Source organism: Lactococcus sp. bn62 (assembly GCF_029492705.2).
Lineage (GTDB): Bacteria > Bacillota > Bacilli > Lactobacillales > Streptococcaceae > Lactococcus > Lactococcus petauri.
On record NZ_CP120417.1, the window covers coordinates 949,072 to 967,490 of the forward strand.

Genomic DNA, 18,419 nt, shown 5'->3' on the forward strand with positions numbered 1-18,419 from the left:
CTCAACGGCATAAGGAAAAGGTTTTGATTTCCTGAGCCCCTCCTTGTTTTAAGACAGCTATAGCATGTTGGAGCGTCCGACCGGTAGTATAGACGTCATCCACCAGTAAAATTTTATCTGGCATTTTTACCTTTGCTTTTAAAGTAAAGGTATTTTTGTTTTTAAGACGTTCATTTCTGGTACGTGTATTTTGTGCAGGACCTTCTTCTTTTTCCAGAAGAGAACTGAAAGGAAGTTGCTGCAGGAGCGCAGCGACCTGATTGAAACCTCTCTCCTGAAAGCGTTGCTTACTCACGGGGATTGGAACAATCGTATATCCTTTTTCTGTTTGAAAATATTTGTAAAAAACATGATGTAGGCGATAATCTCCCAAAAATTTGTAACGACTAAAGAATTCTTCCATGGCTTTATTATAGGTAAAGACAGCTTGATGATTTACAATAATACCTTCCTTTTCCCAAATCTTGCAGTCAGAGCAGACGTCCTTTATGTCTGGCTTATAACAGCGGCTACAATAAGGTGGAGTAATCAGTTGAAACTTATTGTGACAGGTTGTACAAAGCCCGGGAGAAGAGTCTTTTAAGAGAAAAAGTTGATGGAAAGTGGGTTCAATAGTGTATTCAGTATGGCAAAGCAAACAAATCATTGGAAACCTCCTGCCTTATTCATATTTCTGATATTTTTATAAGCTTCCAACATTGCTGTTATTTTTCCTAAATGAAAGAAAAACACTTTGCCGTCAGGTCTTTCGGTACTTCGACCTACTCGTCCAGCAATTTGGATGAGGCTTGATCTTGTGAAATTATGGTGATGACTTTGAAATACAAAAACGTCAACCTTAGGAAAAGTTACACCACGTTCTAAAATAGTCGTTGAGACAAGGATAGAAATATTGCCCTGGCGAAAACGTTCCACAGCCTCTAAGCGTTCAAGACTCGTTGAAGCAACAAAGGCAATTTTTTCATGAGGAAAACTACTCTGTAAGTCTTGGTTCAGTTTTTCTCCCAGTCTTATTTCAGGGACAAAGATAAGTAATGGGAAACCAGATTCGCGTTGTTTTTTGACCATTTTATAAAACTTGCTCTGCCAAAAAAATTGTGGGAGTACCAATGGAAAACCATGAAAACGTCGGGGAAGTTGTAACTTTTCGATTTGCCCCAACTTGACTTGTCTTTCCAAATTATCGGTGGTTGTTGCAGTAAGATAAATCAAGCTTGAAGAAGGTTTACGAGCTTGAGTCAGTGCAAAAGAAAGCATGTCATTATCTGGAAATGGAAAAGCATCAACCTCATCAAAAATGAGTAAGTCAAAGGCATGACGAAAACGCATAAGCTGATGTGTCGTCGCAATTACGAGTGGCGAGCGGCTGTATTTCTCACTTTTTCCGTGTAAAAGCGAGATGGGACAAGAAAAATCTCGCTTTAAGCGATAGTAGAGTTCTAGACAGACATCAATACGAGGGCTAGTTAAAGCTACAGCTTTTCCTTTTTTAAGGGTGTTATCAATCATCTGATAAATCATTTCAGTTTTTCCTGCACCCGTGACAGCCTGTACCAGCACCGTTTTTTGTTGCTGATGTAATTTGACTAGAGTATCAGATATATATTGCTGAGGGGCTGTGAGTTTTCCCTGCCAGTTTAGAAAAGAAGCTGCTAAAAAATCCTCCTGAGGAAGATGATAAAGTTTTTCATCCGAGCGAACACGTCCCATCTGAATACAATGGGGACAATAATAAGCACCAACGGGGAGTAGGACCTCTTTTTTCTTACTTTTTTTGCCACAGCGATTGCACATAATCACTGTTCTTGAAATATCGTGCATACTATCAAAAAGTGTTGCTTTGTCTGGGATTTTCGACAATTCTTTTTGTAAAAGGAGTCTACCATATAATTCATTCATACCTTTAAGACGAAAAAAGTCGCATGTTTTCACTATTTTTGATAAAATTTATTTATGACAATTACCATAAAAGAGGATTTCATTGCAGAAGAAGAAATCAAAAAATCGCGCTTCATTTGCCATTTGAAGCGCGTTTATACTGAGGAAGAAGCACGAGCTTTTATTTCTGAAATAAAAAAAGAGCATCATAAGGCGAATCATAATTGTTCCGCCTTTACTTTAGGCGACCGTCAGGAGATTCAGCGTTCAAGTGATGATGGCGAACCTTCTGGTACAGCTGGTGTACCTATGTTGGAAATTCTTAAGAAAAGAGAAATTACCAACGTTTGCGCAGTTGTGACTCGATATTTTGGAGGAATTAAACTCGGTGCTGGTGGTTTAATCCGTGCATATGCGGGGAGTGTTGGCCATGCTCTAGATCAGGTTGGTTTGGTCAAATTTGTCACACAGGAGCAATTAATCTTGACTCTTGATTACGGGAATTATGACGGGCTACAGCGCTTTTTAAGTTCCCAAGGCTTAGTCATCTCAGAGAGTGAATTTCTCTCCGATGTTACGGTCAAGCTCTTTGTTGACTTGGATAAGACAGAGCAACTTTTGGCCGATTTGGTTGAACAGTTCAGTGGAAAAATTTCCGCGGCAAAAGGGGACAAGCAACTGGTGGAAGTTGATATTTAGAAAAAGGGATTTATGAAAATTTTTAGAAGCTCGTTTATTGTTAGTATTATTGCGTTAATTATCGCTTACCTCTACGCCGGATGGGATGGCTTAATGATTACAGCTATCCTAGCAGTGTTGGAAATTTCACTTTCCATGGATAATGCCATTGTTAATGCACGTATTTTGGAGCGTATGAGCCATGCTTGGCGTAAAATATTTTTGACGGTGGGGATTTTAATTGCTGTTGTAGGGATGCGCCTGGTCTTTCCGCTTTTAATTGTTGGTGTCTCCGCAAAACTGGATCCGATAAGTGCCATGCGCTTAGCTTTAGAAAAAGGTGATCCCAGTGTTCCATGGACCTACGGTTATATTTTACACCATGCGCATCCTTCAATCGCTGCATTTGGTGGAATGTTTCTTTTGATGCTTGCACTTGGTTTTTTCTTTGATCAAAGAGCACATACATGGCTAAAATTGCCCGAAAAAGTCTTGCAACAGGTTGGACATTTTCCTGCAGCAAATGCGATAATTTCAATGCTTGTTCTTTTATTGACTGCTGAATTTATCGCGGCTGATGCACACACTGTTCTATTCTCCGGTGTTTTGGGGATTGTAACTTATATGTTGGTGAATGGCTTTGGCGATATGATGACCGAGCACATGCCTACCGAAACAGCAGGTCAGACGACTTACGCTGTGGGAAGAGCAGCTTTCTCGCTCTTCCTTTACCTGGAAGTTATTGATGCTTCCTTTAGTTTTGATGGTGTTATTGGTGCCTTCGCCATTACCTCAGACCCTATTATTATCCTACTTGGGCTAGGTGTTATCGGGGCAATGTTTGTCCGATCACTGACCCTTTACTTGGTAGAAAAAGGAACACTGAATGAGCTTGTTTATTTAGAACACGGTGCGCATTGGGCGATTCTTACCTTAGCCATTCTGATTTTGGCAAGTATCCATTGGGAAATTGGTGAGGCAGTGACAGGTCTACTTGGCGGGATTATTATCGTGTTATCCTTTATCTCAAGCATTATTTACAATCGAACACATTAAAAAACAAAAAAGTTGCACCTCTTGTGCAGCTTTTTTAATGTTGTAGGGTATTTTCTTGAATGAATTGGAGTGTTTGCTCGTAGCAGAGCTGTGCTTCTTTCGTACGGTAATCAAATTGATACTCATGTCCAATTTTTTTACTGGAATCACTAAAGAAAAGCTCGGATACAGGAACGTTTAGCTCCTTTAAACGCTTTGCCAAAGCTTCACCTTCTGGAGCGAAACTAAGAGTATTTCCATCCGTAATATAAGTGGGCGGATATTTTTCTGTTACGGCTGGAACCACACTTGCTTGTTTTAGATGTGTATTGGTTTTCCAATCTGTTGTACCTAAGAGTGACCAAGCTACAGTTTTGGTGAAAGCTTTAAGCAATAAATTATTTGACTTATCATGTGCCTTTTCTTGCAAGTTTACAGGGCCACAATAAGAGATGACTCCTTTTAAATTTTGCTGAGAGAGGAGGGGTTTGAAGTTTAATGCATTTGCATAAACTTTATTGGTTTGGATGGCCGCATATTGGGCCGCAATCTGGGCACCAGCGCTATCTCCTCCAAGAATAATTTTATTGAAATCAAGTGAAGGGTATTCGGCTTGATGATCGAGCAAGTCTTCTACTAGTTCGTTTATTTGCTGAATTTGGCTGGGATATTGTGCATCAGGTGCAAGTGCATAATTAGGACAGATAACAGCAACTTGAGCATCATGCGCAATCCTAGTGGCAAATTCTTTAACATCGGTTTTATTTCCTCCGACATAAGCACCACCATGAACCCAGATAATTACAGGAATAGGGCCTTTGGCATTTTGAGGCATGTAAATGTCAAAGGTATTTCTTTTTTTGTCTGAATTATAGCTGATGTCACTTTTCAAAAGGACTTTTTTCTTCGTGGACTCATAGGTATTTTGATCTGTTATCTTTCCGCCACTTTTAGCAAAAAGACGATTAATCACAAAAGCCCCGGGGCGTGGGGAGAGATTAAACACCAGCAACACTCCTAAAATTAATACCACAAGAAAGCCTAACAATAAACTTATAACCTTAAATAATTTTTTCATGATGAACTTATTATATCAAATAATTTCATGTTGCAAATGATTTTTGAAAAAGGGTTCAGCAAGCTGAATCTCTCTTTAGCCCCTTCCAATCGGAAACACTAAAAACTTTAAGTCTGGCCTTGACATTTTCAGCAAAAAGGACTACAATTTTAAGGTAAAGCAAGCGACTCGGGACAGTGAAAGCCGAGATTTAAAATGGCCCAAAATCATCGCAATACGAATGAAGTAAAAAATAAAGGTGGAACCGTGCATAGCACCCTTTGTCTTAGGACAGGTGTATTGCGCGGTTTTTATATTATTTTAAGGAGTAGAACATTATGATGAATCCAGCAGAAATATTGGCTGCAACTATTCACCATGGACAAGAAAAGGTCAAACGACCGATGTTAGAAAAAGCTGTACTTGGCTTTATTGGAGGCGCGTTAATCTCTTTAGGTTATCTGCTTTATATCCGCGTCATATCAAGTGTCGTCGATGATTTTGGAAGTTTGGCAAGTTTCATCGGTGCAGCAGTGTTTCCTATTGGTTTGATTGTTATTTTAATGGGCGGTGGCGAGCTCATCACATCAAATATGACGGCTGTTTCTGTATCTTTCTTTGCAAAGAAAGTAAAGTTTTCAGATTTGCTCAAAAACTGGATTGTCATCACGATTTTTAATCTTCTGGGTGCCTTCTTTGTGGCTTTCTTTTTTGCACACATTGTTGGGTTGACAAGTACAGGTGTGTATCGTGAGGAATTAATCACCGTTGCGCACTCGAAAATAAATGCAACCTGGCTTCAGACTTTGGTTTCTGGAGTAGGGTGTAACTGGTTTGTAGGCCTTGCGATGTGGCTTTCTTACGGAGCCAAAGATGCGGCAGGAAAAGTAATGGTAATCTGGTTCCCGACAATGGCTTTTGTTGCAATTGGTTTCCAGCACAGTGTGGCAAATGCTTTTGCCATCCCCGCTGCAATCTTTGAAGGTGGCGCCACATGGATGGAATTCATCCGCAATTTCAGTCTTGTCTATGCTGGAAACATCATCGGTGGTGTGATTTTCGTTGCTGGTTTCTACTTCCTTGGATATAAACGCCAAATGAATGAACTTAATAAATAATAAGGAGAATTAAATGTCAAATAATAAATTATCATTTCAAGATATGATTCTGACTTTGCAGGCTTTTTGGTCTAAGCAAGGTGCAAACTTGATGCAAGCCTACGATAACGAAGTTGGTGCAGGAACGATGAGTCCTTATACTTTCTTGCGTTCAAATGGACCGGAACCTTGGTCAGCAGCTTATGTACAACCTTCACGTCGACCTGCAGATGGACGTTATGGTGAAAATCCTAACCGCCTTTTCCAACACCACCAATTTCAAGTGGTGATGAAACCTTCACCCAAAAATATCCAAGAACTTTATTTGGAAAGTTTAGCTGCCCTAGGGATTGATGCTTTGGAGCATGATATTCGTTTTGTTGAAGATAACTGGGAAAATCCATCAATGGGTTGTGCCGGTATTGGTTGGGAAGTTTGGATTGATGGACAAGAATGTACACAGTTTACTTATTTCCAACAAGTGGGTGGTATTGAAGTGGATTCTGTAACTTCTGAAATTACCTATGGTCTAGAACGCTTGGCAACAGCTATTCAAGAAGTTGACAGTGTCTACGATCTCGAATGGGGAAATGGCGTGCTCTATGGTGATATTTTCAAAGAACCAGAATATGAGCACTCAAAATTTGCTTTTGAAGAGTCTGATCAAGATATGCTTTTAGACTTGTTTAACAAGTACGAAGCAGAAGCACTTAAATTACTGGATTTAGGTTTGGTTCACCCTGCTTATGACTTTATCTTGAAGAGCTCTCATACCTTTAATCTTTTGGATGCACGTGGCGCAGTTTCGGTAACTGAACGTGCTGGCTACCTGCACCGCGTACGTACAATGGCGCGTAAAGTTGCCAAAACATTTATTGAAGAACGTGCTAAACTTGGTTTCCCACTTTTAAAAGATGAAGACTTACGTGAGAAATATCTGGGAGAAAAAGGGAAATATACAAAAGTTCTGGCACAATTGGCAGAAGAACAGGAGGCAAAATAATGGCAAACTATTTACTCGAAATTGGCTTGGAAGAAATGCCAGCCCACTTGGTAACACCTGCAATCAATCAATTGGCAGAACGTCTTTCGGACTTTTTGAATGAAAATCGTTTAGAATTTGATGCTATCCGCAAATTTTCAACACCACGTCGTTTGGCTGTTTTGGTGGAAGGACTTGCTGAAAATTCCGAAGCAATGGACGAAGAAGTCAAAGGTCCATCTGCTAAAATTGCTAAAGATGCTGAAGGAAACTGGTCAAAAGCCATTCAAGGTTTCTCTCGTGGACAAGGCGTAACACCTGACGAATTGGTCCTCAAGGGCGATTACTATTTCGCAAACAAACATATTGCGGGCGTAGCTGCACAAGAAATATTGACAAAAGTTGGCGATGAAGTCATTTCTAAAATGCAGTTCAAAACTTACATGAAATGGGGAAATAATAGCTTCCTCTTCGTGCGCCCAATCCAATGGATGATTTCTTTACTAGATGCCGAAGTGGTTCCCTTTGACATTCTTGATGTGACTGCAGGAAATACAACACGTGGTCACCGCTTCCTTTCAAACCAAGAGTTTACACTTGAACATGCGACAGATTATGCCAAAGTTTTGACTGATAATTTTGTTATGGTTGATGCTGGAGCACGTAAAGCTGAAATTAGCCAACAAATCAAAAAAATTGCAGCTGAACATGGCTGGAAAGTTGAACTTTCAGACGAAAAACACGTTGAACTTCTTGAAGAAGTCAATAACCTCGTCGAGTACCCAACTGCTTTTGTCGGTAGCTTTGATGAAAAGTATTTGTCAGTTCCGGAAGAAGTTCTGGTTACTTCAATGCGTGATAACCAACGTTATTTTGAAGTTTATACTGCAGAAGGTAAGCTCGCACCGCACTTTATCTCCGTGCGTAATGGTAATGCTGAAGGTATGAAAAACGTCATCTTAGGCAATGAAAAAGTTCTGGTTGCCCGTTTGGAAGATGCTGAGTTCTTCTGGAAAGAAGATCAAAAATTAAAAATTGCAGATCTTGTGAAGAAACTTGAAAATGTAACTTTCCATGCAAAAATCGGTTCAATCACAGAACATATGGCTCGTACAAAAGCAATTGCAGCACATCTGGCAGATATTGCCAAGCTGACAGAAACTGAAAAGACGGATGTGGCGCGTGCATCAGATATTTATAAATTTGACCTTTTGACAGGTATGGTTGGTGAATTTGATGAACTTCAAGGCGTTATGGGTGAAAAATATGCTCTTCTTGCAGGAGAGAATGGTAACGTCGCAGCAGCAGTTCGTGAGCATTATATGCCGGTATCTGCTGAAGGAGATTTGCCGGAAACTGCTGTCGGAAGTGTTTTGGCTGCTGCAGATAAAATCGACAGCATTCTTTCATTCTTTAGCGCAGGCTTAATTCCTTCAGGCTCGAATGACCCTTACGCTTTGCGTCGTGCAGCGCAAGGATTGACACGTATTATTGAGAAATTCAACTGGCACTTTGACTTTTCTGAGTTTATCGCCACACTTGATTATGAAAATAAAGAGCAAGTTATTGATTTCCTCAAAGGTCGTGTGCAAAAACTTCTACTGGATAAGAAAATCCGTCACGATATTGTTGAAGCAACAATTGCGGCAGATACAATGGATATTGCTAACATGATGGAAATTGCGCCAATGCTTAACAGTCATAAGGACGAAGAAACTTTTAAATCAGCTATTGAAAATATTTCACGTGTGATCAACTTGGCGAAAAAAGCCGATCATGTCGGAACGGTTTCTTCTGAGCTCTTTGAGAACGATGCTGAAGGCGTGCTTTACAAAGCTACAGAAGAACTTAAAGCAGGTTGGGCAAACTTGCCTGCCTCTGAAAAATATGATATTCTTGTCAACAAAGGTGTTCCAGCCATTAACAATTTCTTTGAAAATGTAATGGTTATGGCAGAAGATGAAAAAGTACGTCAGAATCGTCTGGCCTTGCTTACAGAGCTGTCAGCACTTACCGGAACAATGGCTGACTTTAGTTTAATCAATACAAAATAAGGAGGATATTGGTCTTATGGCAATCACAAATGAACAAGTGGAACGTATCAATGAACTTGCACGTAAACACAAAGCAGAAGGACTAACAGAAGCCGAAACTGCAGAACGTGCTGAATTGCGCCGTATCTATCTTGATAGCGTACGTGAAAATCTCCGCGGTCAAGTTGAAGCAGTAAAATTGGTGGATGAAGATGGCAAAGACATCACACCAGAAAAGCTTAAAGACATTCAACGCGCCAAAGGTATGCGTGATTAAAAGTGGTCGAGCTTTGTGCTCGGCCTGTTTTTAATACGCTCCCAGATTTGCTCCTGAAGGAGCTCATGTTAGACGACAATTCCCAGCGGAATTGCCTGAACATTTTATTAGGCAGGATCGATTTTTTGATTTCTGCATTATTGCTATTATTATACAGGTAAGGGGAATTACTTTTAATGAAAAATATAAAAATTGGAATCTCAAGATGGGCCGTTCTTTATGCCGTTTTAGCTGTTGTGATTGGGGTAATCATTGGAGCTGTCGATGCTTTATTTGGGCGTGGCTTGATTTATATTACGGAGACACGTGACGCAAATCCCTTTTATTTTCTTCCTTTTTTGGCTTTAGCTGGTCTTTTGATTGTGTATGTCTACCAACGTTTTGGTAAAGACAGTCAAAAAGGAATGGGGTTGATTTTTGAAGCGGGAAATAAAGGACGAGAAGATATTCCTAAGCGTTTGGTACCCTTGATTATCTTTTCAACTTGGCTATCGCACCTTTTTGGTGCCAGTGTTGGACGAGAAGGTGTAGCTGTCCAGATTGGTGCCACGATTGGCCATACAGTCGGTGGGAAATTATCTTCCAAGGAAGCACAAAAAGTGCTTTTGATTACGGGGATGGCAGCCGGTTTTGCCGGTCTCTTTCAAACACCAATTGCTGCAACTTTCTTTGCTATTGAAATCCTGATGGTGGGCAAGATTGAATATATCGCACTTTTCCCCGCTTTGGTTGGTTCCTATGCGGCCAGTGCGACATCTCATGCTTTAGGTTTAGAAAAATTTTCCTTTGCGGTCAATACCGACTTAAATATTGATCCGTTGGTACTTCTGAAGCTGCTCGTTGTGGCAATTTGCTTTGGCTTGGTGGGGCGCATCTTTGCGCAAGGCTTAGCCTTTATGAAGACTTATATGGCAAGTAAACTCACTAATCCTTATCGCCGTATCTTACTTATGGGACTGATTTTGAGCTTGGGTCTCATCTTCATCCATCTTGATCGTTATGCAGGTCTAGGAACGAACCTGATTTCCATGAGTTTTAATGGAGAACATATCAATGCCTATGATTGGCTTCTGAAATTGCTCTTCACTGTCTTAAGTATCTCAGCAGGTTTCCAAGGTGGAGAAGTAACACCGCTCTTTGCGATTGGTGCAAGTTTGGGCGCAACCTTAGCCTTACTTTTGGGCTTGCCTGTTGGCTTGGTAGCTGCTGCTGGCTATGTTTCAGTCTTTTCATCAGCAACCAACTCATATTTTGCTTCAATCTTCATCGCTGCAGAAGTCTTTGGCTTTGGTACGGTACAATATATCCTGCCAATCGTGACCATTGCCTATATTCTCAATGGTAATGCTTCGATCTATGCACAAGGAAAACTAAATTTAGAAGTTTAACAGAAGAATAAGGCTTTTGGTCTTATTCTTTTTATTGTCTATTTTCCTATGTCCAGAATGAGCAATTTTTAATCACAAAATATAGCGAAGTGATAAAATAGAAAGAGAATATGAAAACGCCTACGAAACACGTAGGCTTAGAAAAGAAGAGGAGCAGCTGTGAATATCGAAGCTTTACTTGAAAAAAAAGAGCAAATACAGGTTAAGATTCTACGCCAGTTGGTCCTCAAGCGGGATAAGATAACCGCGCAAGAACTGTGTGAGGGGGTAAATCTCTCTCGACCTTCGATTGAAAGTTACTTAGAGGACATTTCTTATCTGGGACAGATGATGGGGAAACCTATGGAAGTGATGCGCCAGGACAATAAACTAGCCCTAAACATGGCAGAGTCTCAAAGTTTAGATGAAGTCATCAGTTTTTTAATCCAAGACAGCATTAAGTATCGCATGCTTCTCTTGCTTTTTGAACAAAAAAATTACATGATTTTTGAACTAGCAGAAGCCTTACTGGTCAGTGAATCAACCTTGTTCCGCAAAATAAAAGAGCTAAATAAACTTTTATCCGAGTTTGAGCTTCAAATTAAAAATAATAAGCTGCTGGGCGAAGAAAGCCAGATTCGCTATTTTTACTACTTGCTGTTTGATTCGCTTCATCCTAAATTTCGACCAAACTTCCTTCAAGTCACGAAGTTTCAAGTTGATTTTATCCTGCAACTCGAAGAAACCTTAAAAGTAACCTTTTCGGAAAGCAGCCAAGATAAACTTTACCGTTGGTTAGCCATTACAGAAAAAAGGCGTAAACTTACAGATATTCAAGTTACTCAATCTTTGGAAATGAAGAAGATCTACCAAGACGATCACCTTTATCAGCTGTTGGATTCTCTTTTTTATCAATACATTTATGATAAACAGAGTAAGAATAATTGTGAGACAATCTTTTTCTACAGTTTTCTCTTGTCTTTTTTCATCTTAGATAAGGAAAGTTATTACCGCTTTGATATTTTCCGCAGTAAAAAAATTCCCACTGTTCTTTTGAATATTTCTTTAAGAGAACGTATGCTGAACCACTATCGTCCCCATCGGTTAGGGTTTGAAGAGGAAAAAGCCATTAGTTATCAGCTGGCACAAGTCAATAATAAATTTGCCTTTTTCCATGGCAGCCTCTTTACAAAGAGCCAGGAAGCTTTGCTCAGTCATAAGCAAAACTGGGTCGACAAGAGTTTTCAAGATTTGCTGGATAATCTCAAAGAAATCGCCTTAAGTTATATTCCCAAAACGCAGGATTTACCTGAACTCATCTTTGGCTATCGCAATGCTTTGATGTTGCTGGAACTTTTATCTGCCCAACAACTGACAGTGGCTTATGACTTGTCTGATACGCCAGCCTATCAAATCCCCATGGAACATTATCTTAAAAATCGTCTCAGAGCAGTGGAAAAGATAAAACTGGAACATTACCATGAAGGACAGAGCTATGACTTGCTTATCTCAAGTAAAAGAAATGACAGTCGAAAGTTTGTCTATGTCCTTTCCGAGTTTTCCAGTGAGTATGACTTTGAAGAGCTACTGACCTGTATTGAAGCCTTGAAGAAAGAAAAATTTCAAAAGAAAGCAATTCTTAATTGAGAATAAACAAGAGCAAGAGGGACATATCCCTCTTTTTTTTGTTCTTCTGCGGATATCATTTTGTATTTATTAAGAGAAATATTACAATTAAATTATAAATGTTAAGGTTGTTTTTTTAAAAGTAACAAAATATTTGACGAGGTAAAAGCCATGCTCTATAATCTTCCAGCCCAGCCCAGCCCAGCCCAGCCAGACTAATATACTACGCTTTTTCGTCTTATCCCTAGTGCTTCTATTTTGAGAACAAAGCGATGAATAGCGGTAATATGATAAAAAAGGACAAGAATATGAAAGTAAAAAAGAATAAAAAGATGAGATTTTCAAGTAAAAGCAGATACTTCTTAACCCTTGCGGTATTGGCGGGGTTTGTGGGTAATCCTCTTCTCCAAGGAACAACTGTCTTAGCCGAGAGTTTCTCGCCTGATACGTCCTTGGTTACAGGGGATGAAACGCAGCTTCCAGATGTTTTGAATCCCGAGATTCCTGAAGTTCTTGAAGATCAGAGTGAAAGGCAAGCCATCCAGACCGACGAAGAAAAAACAAATGATTTCGATGCAATAGAAAATACTTCGCCAGTATCCAGCGAAGTTAGGACAGAAGAAATAGCTTTGGAAACTGAGAAAGGAGATTCAGAGTTAAGCAGTACTGAGGTAGTTCCTACGCAAGCAATGACAGTTTGGGGAAATGTAAGTGCGGAGTGGGATAGTGATACGAGAACTTTAACGCTCATAGAAGGAAGCATTACTAATTCTGATTTTTTTGCACAAACTGCTGACAATCAAAGATTAAGAAATGCAATAGAGCATATTGTATTTGAGGCCGAGATTACTGTAGGTGGCAACAGGAGTTTAAATCGGCTTTTTCTCCAGATGAGAAATCTTACAAGCATTGAAAACTTTGAGCATTTGAATACAGAAGGCGTGACGAACATGGCGCAGATGTTCGCAAGCACAGGTTTAACTCGTGTAGATTTATCAAGTTTGGATACAAGTGCTGTAACTACTATGGAACATATGTTTTCGGGTGCGATATCTTTATTAAGCTTGGATGTGTCTGGATTTGTGACGGACAATGTTACAAATATGGAAGATATGTTTTCTTATACACATAATTTGAGTGAAATAAAAGGTTTAAATGCTTTTAATACGAGTGCGGTCACAACAATGTATGGGATGTTTTGGCATGCTGAAGCTTTAACAAGTTTAGACTTATCTGCATTTGATACGAGTGTGGTTGAAGATATGTCATGGATGTTTGCTAATACCCATGCTTTAACGGAGTTAGATATATCTTCCTTTAATACAGCTGCTGTTACGGATATGCAGGCGATGTTTCTCCGGGCAGCCAATTTGACAGACTTAGATTTATCTTTCTTTGACACAGGTGCTGTTAGAGATATGAGCATGATGTTTGCAGACACGCACCGTCTAAGCAGTTTAGATATATCTTCCTTTGTTACATCTTCTGTGACAACTATGTTTGCAATGTTTACTCGTGCTAGCGCTCTGATCAAATTAGATTTAAGCAGCTTTAACACGAGAGCAGTTACAGATATGAATCAGATGTTTTTAGGTGCAAGTATGCTAACAGAGCTTGACTTGTCCTCCTTCGAAACACCTGCTCTTACACAAGCGGCTATCATGTTTCAAAACGCAAGTGCTTTAAGAAAACTAGACCTCTCCTCTTTTGATACAAGGAATGTTGCTCCCAACAATAGAAATAATTTCTTGGCTGGTTTAAACGCTTTAGTTGAGCTTCGATTAGGTGAAAACACGAATATAGGGAACTCTGCCTTGCCCGATGAGACGACAACACCCGGCTTCCTCAACTCTTGGAAACGAGAAACACAGAGAGGCCCAGCGGATTGGTTAAGTTCCCAAGATTTGATGACTTTATCAGGAACAGCCGGGGAAGCCACTGGAACTTGGCGCCGTGTCCCTTACCAAACGAATGTTCAAGTCAAGGACAGCAGTATATTTATTGGTGAAGATTGGCAGCCAGAGGATAACTTCGTCAGCGCCACGGATAGTTATGGCGAAACCGTTTCCTTTGACCGCATCACAGTAGAGGGGACTGTGGACACAGATACAGCCGGCACTTATAAAGTGACTTACTCTTATGATGGAGTCAGTGCGACAGCAGAAATCACAGTTAAGGAAAGTCAAACTTCTGTTAACGTCAAGAACAGTGCACTCTTTGTAGGCGAGAATTGGACTGCTCAGGATAACTTTGTCAGTGCCACAGATCGCTATGGCGAAACTGTTCCCTTTAATCGTATCACGGTAGAAGGTACCGTAGACACAGATACAGCTGGCACTTATAAAGTGACTTACACTTATGACGGTGTGGAAGCTACAGCTGAAATCACAGTCAAGGAAAGCCAAACCTCAGTACAGGTCAAAGATAGTTCACTCTTTGTGGGCGAGGCTTGGACTGCCCAAGATAACTTTGTCAGCGCCACAGACCGTTATGGCGAAATCGTTCCCTTTGACCGCATCACAGTAGAGGGGACTGTGGACACAGATACAGCCGGCACTTATAAAGTGACCTACACTTATGACGGTGTGGAAGCTACAGCTGAAATCACAGTTAAAGCTAGAGGAGGCAACGGCAATGGTGCTACTAATGGTGGAGAAAGTAATAATGGAGGTACTGAATCCAACAACGGAGACGGGACAAATGGAAATGGTACTTCTGGGGAAGATGATGATAGGAAAGAAGAGCCGAATCATTCGGACAATAAAGAGGATGAACATAAGCAAACAAGCACTGATAATTTGCCAAGGACAGGAGAAATTGGGGGACTATTTGGTGCACTTGGCTTAGCCAATTTAATGCTTGCTTTAACATTATGGCTTAAACGAAGAAAACTGAAGTAGGGTTTATTCAAGATTTTGAAATGTATCTATAGTAAACGAAGAGAGAAGAGCCTTTCTTCGTTTACTTATATCTGATATTATTTTGAATTTAATAACAAAGATATTAAAAAATCATAAGTTAAAATGAGGAGTAACATATGACACCAGAAAAGAAACGTAAATTACGAAACATTGCACTTTTAGCTCTTCTTGGCTTAATTGGAGGCACATTTGCCTTTCAATCATTCAACCAACAAGCCATCAATGACCGTGAAGGGCAAAATAACGAAGGTGCCGCTGGCCGTATTCACGACTACTACAACCGTGAGACGGAAAACAAGGATGTCTTTGTCGAAAATTATGGAGATGAGCCCTTACTTGTCCGTATCCAACTCAAAGAATTTCTCTCAAAAAATGGAGAATCTATCGTAATTGATGCCGAACGAGAAAACTTAGAGTCATGGACAGTTTGGCAGCCCTCAGCCCGTGATATTCATCGACGGAATGAGGATTCACCGAGTCATGCTTTTGAGTCTTATACGGACTGGACATTTGGTTTTTCAGGTGAGGGTGTCCATGAAATGTCTGCTCGAAATATGGCAATATCTGGAGGGGCTCCTTATATGCCAACTTTCAATCATGATCGTGGTGATGAGCGGACTGCAGCAGCGGGAGATGCTCTTGACTATGTAGAAGGAGGAGCAACACATCCTGGAGATGGGACTGAAGGTTATTGGAGACAGCATGCAACTTTCAAAAACTATGATCCCGAAGAAGCTGAGGAAGATAGAAGTCCGCTCTTCCCAGGACGGGCAGTAGAACAAGATGTTCAACACACCCTGCTGCAAGAACGCCCCCCAATAACGATGGCAGTATGGGAAGGCTTAGACGAACATGAAAAAATAGGGCGCTATTGGGTCGTAGATGAAGAAACGGGCTGGGCTTACTGGGCTTCTTACCTTCAACATGGCCAGGCCACCTCTTATCTTATTGACCAGGCAGATATGGCAGATGCGATTAAAGCAACGCCAGGCTCTTGGTTTTATGCTATCCTTGTCCAAGGGAACATGGTTTCGCCCACAGAGGACAATATTAATACTTTCTTTGAGCAAGGAGGAGATACCGCGCGAGCCAGAGATTTGGTTAATCGTATGGGAGAAACGAATATTCCAAACTTCAATGGCGATATTCAGCCAGATGAAAGCTTTTTTGTGGAAGGGGTAGAATATGGCTATATAGGTCCCCATGGCGGCGGACACTTGGTTGTACCTATGCAAAGTATAGGACGAAGCAACTTTGGTGAAACAACAGACTATATGAGCTCTAATGTGAGGCAAACGGCTAATGCCTACTATAATTCACTTCCTGCTCAACTCCAACGTCGTGTTCTTCCTGTAAGTTATGGTTCTGGTAGAGGCATTGATGAAGAGGAACTTGAGCACCAGCTGAATAGTGGTGATGCTCTTGATATTGAGGATTACATTACTCGAGTAGATGAGCGAGGAGAAAGGACAGCATTTATTCTGTCAATAGTTGACATCCTTTTTTATGATGGAAAGAGACACCGCAACACAGCGGAGCCCCCTTCTTTACCGGATTTCTGGACACGTACAACTGCTGGTAAGGATTTCGGCATTACGCAAGTATACGGTTGGAGCGTAATCAGTGATGCACCACAATGGAGAAAATGGGAGATTAATGAAATAAGGGACGTCCTTCCTGCGCTCATGCTTTCACAGATTGGAGAGATGCAAAAATAATACCTGTGAGGAGTCCCAAGCTATTGATGAGGACAACTTAGAAAATAAAGCAGGTTCATTCCTCCGTTATCATTAAATATCAATACACAAAGCTTCTCAGTAATTGAGAAGTTTTTTTATATTTAAAACGAACACTTTCAATTTTTTTTAGAATTTCTTAAAAAATGAAAGTATTTCATTATCTTTAAATGCTATAATACGAAATATAGAAAGCGTTTACAAAGGAGAACGAACATGACAGAAACTTCTTACATTATGGCAATTGACCAAGGTACAACAAGCTCAAGAGCTATTATATTTGATAAACAGGGTAAACACATTGGGAGTTCCCAAAAGGAATTCACCCAGTATTTTCCTAAAGAAGGTTGGGTCGAACATGATGCCAACGAGATTTGGAACTCTGTACAGTCTGTTATCGCAGGAGCTTTTATCGAATCTGGTATCAAACCTGTACAGGTTGCCGGTATCGGTATAACTAACCAACGCGAAACCACCATTATCTGGGACAAAAAGACAGGCAAGCCCATTTACCATGCTATTGTGTGGCAATCTCGTCAATCTGCCGACATTGCCAATGGCCTTAAAGAAGCAGGGCATGATGAACTCTTCCACAAAAAGACAGGACTTATTGTTGATTCCTACTTTTCAGCCACAAAGATTCGTTGGATTCTTGATCACGTAGAAGGTGCACAAGAGCGTGCCGAACGGGGCGAGCTCCTCTTTGGAACCATCGATACATGGCTCTTGTGGAAGTTGACAGATGGCGATGCACACTATACCGACTATTCGAATGCCAGCCGTACTATGCTCTACAATATTCACGAGTTGAAATGGGATGAAGAAATCCTGAAAATTCTTAATATTCCAGCTTCAATGCTTCCAGAAGTTAAGTCCAACTCAGAAGTTTATGGTGTAACTAAAGGTTTCCATTTCTTCGGCTCTGAAGTACCAATCTCTGGTATGGCGGGAGACCAGCAAGCTGCATTATTTGGTCAAATGGCCTTTGAGCCTGGGATGATTAAAAATACCTATGGTACAGGTTCATTTATTGTCATGAACACAGGTGAGAAACCCCATATTTCGAAAAATAACATGCTGACAACGATTGGCTATGGTATTAACGGAAAAGTATATTATGCCTTAGAGGGAAGCATCTTTGTCGCAGGCTCATCTATCCAATGGTTACGTGATGGTTTGAAAATGTTGGAGCGGGCCAGTGATTCCGAAGAAGTGGCACTCCAATCTAGGAGTCAAGATGAAGTTTATGTAGTGCCAGCTTTTGTCGGTCTTGGTGCTCCGTATTGGGACCAAGAAGCGCGTGGTGCGATGTTTGGCTTGACACGTGGAACAACAAAAGAAGATATTGTGAAAGCAACCTTACAAGGGATTGCTTATCAAGTTCGTGATGTAGTCAGCACCATGAAAGAAGATACAGGAATCGATATGTCTGTGCTCAAGGTAGACGGCGGTGCTGCAAACAATGAATACTTGATGCAGTTCCAAGCGGATATCCTGAATATCCCAATCCAACGTGCGGGCGATTTGGAAACAACAGCACTTGGTGCAGCCTTCCTTGCAGGACTAGCTGTTGGTTTCTGGAAAGACTTAGAAGAACTTAAAGAATCCTATGAACCGGGCAAAATTTTCCAAACTCAAATGCAAGAAGAACGCAGAGAAGAACTTTATGCCGGTTGGAAAAAAGCCGTGAATGCGACACGCGCTTTCAAATAATAAGCAATTAGACAGTAAC

General features: G+C 40.6%; 14 protein-coding genes. 11 read left to right on the plus strand and 3 right to left on the minus strand.

The window, feature by feature from the left end; genetic code table 11:
• Position 1: 1 nt before the first annotated feature.
• Both P3G65_RS05110 and P3G65_RS05115 read right to left on the minus strand, forming a co-directional pair.
• Positions 2–646 carry a ComF family protein gene (locus P3G65_RS05110; RefSeq protein ID WP_019292771.1) on the minus strand — a complete coding sequence of 215 codons (645 nt, stop codon included), beginning with the start codon at positions 644–646 and terminating at the stop codon, positions 2–4.
• A complete protein-coding gene (locus P3G65_RS05115; protein ID WP_019292770.1) occupies positions 643–1,899 on the minus strand; it encodes a DEAD/DEAH box helicase in 1,257 nt (418 codons plus the stop codon). Before P3G65_RS05115 ends, P3G65_RS05110 begins: the two co-directional genes overlap by 4 nt.
• A 54-nt stretch (positions 1,900–1,953) precedes the next feature.
• Between P3G65_RS05115 and P3G65_RS05120 the strand changes: the two genes are divergently transcribed.
• Together P3G65_RS05120 and P3G65_RS05125 are read left to right on the plus strand one after the other, a co-directional pair.
• The gene (locus tag P3G65_RS05120; RefSeq protein WP_019292769.1) at positions 1,954–2,577 is read left to right on the plus strand and encodes a YigZ family protein; all 624 of its coding nucleotides are present in this window, start codon (positions 1,954–1,956) and stop codon (positions 2,575–2,577) included.
• A gap of 12 nt (positions 2,578–2,589) precedes the next feature.
• Positions 2,590–3,612, plus strand: coding sequence for a DUF475 domain-containing protein (locus P3G65_RS05125; RefSeq protein WP_019292768.1), 1,023 nt, complete (start codon positions 2,590–2,592; stop codon positions 3,610–3,612).
• A gap of 34 nt (positions 3,613–3,646) precedes the next feature.
• Here P3G65_RS05125 and P3G65_RS05130 read toward each other — a convergent pair whose 3' ends face one another.
• Positions 3,647–4,669 (minus strand): alpha/beta hydrolase, encoded by a 1,023-nt coding sequence (locus P3G65_RS05130; RefSeq protein ID WP_034999659.1) that lies wholly within the window; start codon positions 4,667–4,669, stop codon positions 3,647–3,649.
• A 317-nt stretch (positions 4,670–4,986) separates the two neighbouring features.
• Between P3G65_RS05130 and P3G65_RS05135 the strand changes: the two genes are divergently transcribed.
• The 9 genes from P3G65_RS05135 to glpK all read left to right on the plus strand — a co-directional run bounded on the left by P3G65_RS05135 (position 4,987) and on the right by glpK (position 18,400).
• Positions 4,987–5,766, plus strand: coding sequence for a formate/nitrite transporter family protein (locus tag P3G65_RS05135; RefSeq protein ID WP_019292766.1), 780 nt, complete (start codon positions 4,987–4,989; stop codon positions 5,764–5,766).
• 13 nt (positions 5,767–5,779) lie between these two features.
• A complete protein-coding gene (glyQ, locus tag P3G65_RS05140; protein WP_019292765.1) occupies positions 5,780–6,748 on the plus strand; it encodes a glycine--tRNA ligase subunit alpha in 969 nt (322 codons plus the stop codon).
• Positions 6,745–8,781 carry a glycine--tRNA ligase subunit beta gene (gene glyS / locus P3G65_RS05145; RefSeq protein ID WP_284071364.1) on the plus strand — a complete coding sequence of 679 codons (2,037 nt, stop codon included), beginning with the start codon at positions 6,745–6,747 and terminating at the stop codon, positions 8,779–8,781. The genes glyQ and glyS overlap by 4 nt, the downstream gene beginning before the upstream one ends.
• A gap of 16 nt (positions 8,782–8,797) precedes the next feature.
• On the plus strand, positions 8,798–9,037 hold the full coding sequence (locus P3G65_RS05150) for a DUF896 domain-containing protein (protein ID WP_004257921.1): 240 nt from the start codon (positions 8,798–8,800) through the stop codon (positions 9,035–9,037).
• A 176-nt stretch (positions 9,038–9,213) separates the two neighbouring features.
• Positions 9,214–10,425, plus strand: coding sequence for a chloride channel protein (locus tag P3G65_RS05155; protein WP_019292763.1), 1,212 nt, complete (start codon positions 9,214–9,216; stop codon positions 10,423–10,425).
• A gap of 159 nt (positions 10,426–10,584) precedes the next feature.
• On the plus strand, positions 10,585–12,051 hold the full coding sequence (locus P3G65_RS05160) for a helix-turn-helix domain-containing protein (RefSeq protein ID WP_019292762.1): 1,467 nt from the start codon (positions 10,585–10,587) through the stop codon (positions 12,049–12,051).
• A gap of 287 nt (positions 12,052–12,338) precedes the next feature.
• Complete coding sequence (locus P3G65_RS05165) at positions 12,339–14,930, plus strand: bacterial Ig-like domain-containing protein (RefSeq protein WP_162197022.1); 2,592 nt, start codon at positions 12,339–12,341, stop codon at positions 14,928–14,930.
• Between the two features lie 137 nt (positions 14,931–15,067).
• Positions 15,068–16,669 carry a hypothetical protein gene (locus P3G65_RS05170; RefSeq protein WP_040086305.1) on the plus strand — a complete coding sequence of 534 codons (1,602 nt, stop codon included), beginning with the start codon at positions 15,068–15,070 and terminating at the stop codon, positions 16,667–16,669.
• A 234-nt stretch (positions 16,670–16,903) separates the two neighbouring features.
• Positions 16,904–18,400: a glycerol kinase GlpK gene (gene glpK, locus P3G65_RS05175; RefSeq protein ID WP_019292543.1), complete on the plus strand. Its 1,497-nt coding sequence runs from the start codon at positions 16,904–16,906 to the stop codon at positions 18,398–18,400.
• Positions 18,401–18,419: the final 19 nt, after the last annotated feature.

What these genes read in the sequence shown, in the direction of transcription:
- P3G65_RS05110 (WP_019292771.1), bottom strand. Translation starts at nt 646, where the DNA reads ATGATTTGTTTGCTTTGCCATACTGAATACACTATTGAACCCACTTTC.
- P3G65_RS05115 (WP_019292770.1), bottom strand. Translation starts at nt 1,899, where the DNA reads ATGAATGAATTATATGGTAGACTCCTTTTACAAAAAGAATTGTCGAAA.
- P3G65_RS05120 (WP_019292769.1), top strand. Translation starts at nt 1,954, where the DNA reads ATGACAATTACCATAAAAGAGGATTTCATTGCAGAAGAAGAAATCAAA.
- P3G65_RS05125 (WP_019292768.1), top strand. Translation starts at nt 2,590, where the DNA reads ATGAAAATTTTTAGAAGCTCGTTTATTGTTAGTATTATTGCGTTAATT.
- P3G65_RS05130 (WP_034999659.1), bottom strand. Translation starts at nt 4,669, where the DNA reads ATGAAAAAATTATTTAAGGTTATAAGTTTATTGTTAGGCTTTCTTGTG.
- P3G65_RS05135 (WP_019292766.1), top strand. Translation starts at nt 4,987, where the DNA reads ATGATGAATCCAGCAGAAATATTGGCTGCAACTATTCACCATGGACAA.
- glyQ (WP_019292765.1), top strand. Translation starts at nt 5,780, where the DNA reads ATGTCAAATAATAAATTATCATTTCAAGATATGATTCTGACTTTGCAG.
- P3G65_RS05150 (WP_004257921.1), top strand. Translation starts at nt 8,798, where the DNA reads ATGGCAATCACAAATGAACAAGTGGAACGTATCAATGAACTTGCACGT.
- P3G65_RS05155 (WP_019292763.1), top strand. Translation starts at nt 9,214, where the DNA reads ATGAAAAATATAAAAATTGGAATCTCAAGATGGGCCGTTCTTTATGCC.
- P3G65_RS05165 (WP_162197022.1), top strand. Translation starts at nt 12,339, where the DNA reads ATGAAAGTAAAAAAGAATAAAAAGATGAGATTTTCAAGTAAAAGCAGA.
- P3G65_RS05170 (WP_040086305.1), top strand. Translation starts at nt 15,068, where the DNA reads ATGACACCAGAAAAGAAACGTAAATTACGAAACATTGCACTTTTAGCT.
- glpK (WP_019292543.1), top strand. Translation starts at nt 16,904, where the DNA reads ATGACAGAAACTTCTTACATTATGGCAATTGACCAAGGTACAACAAGC.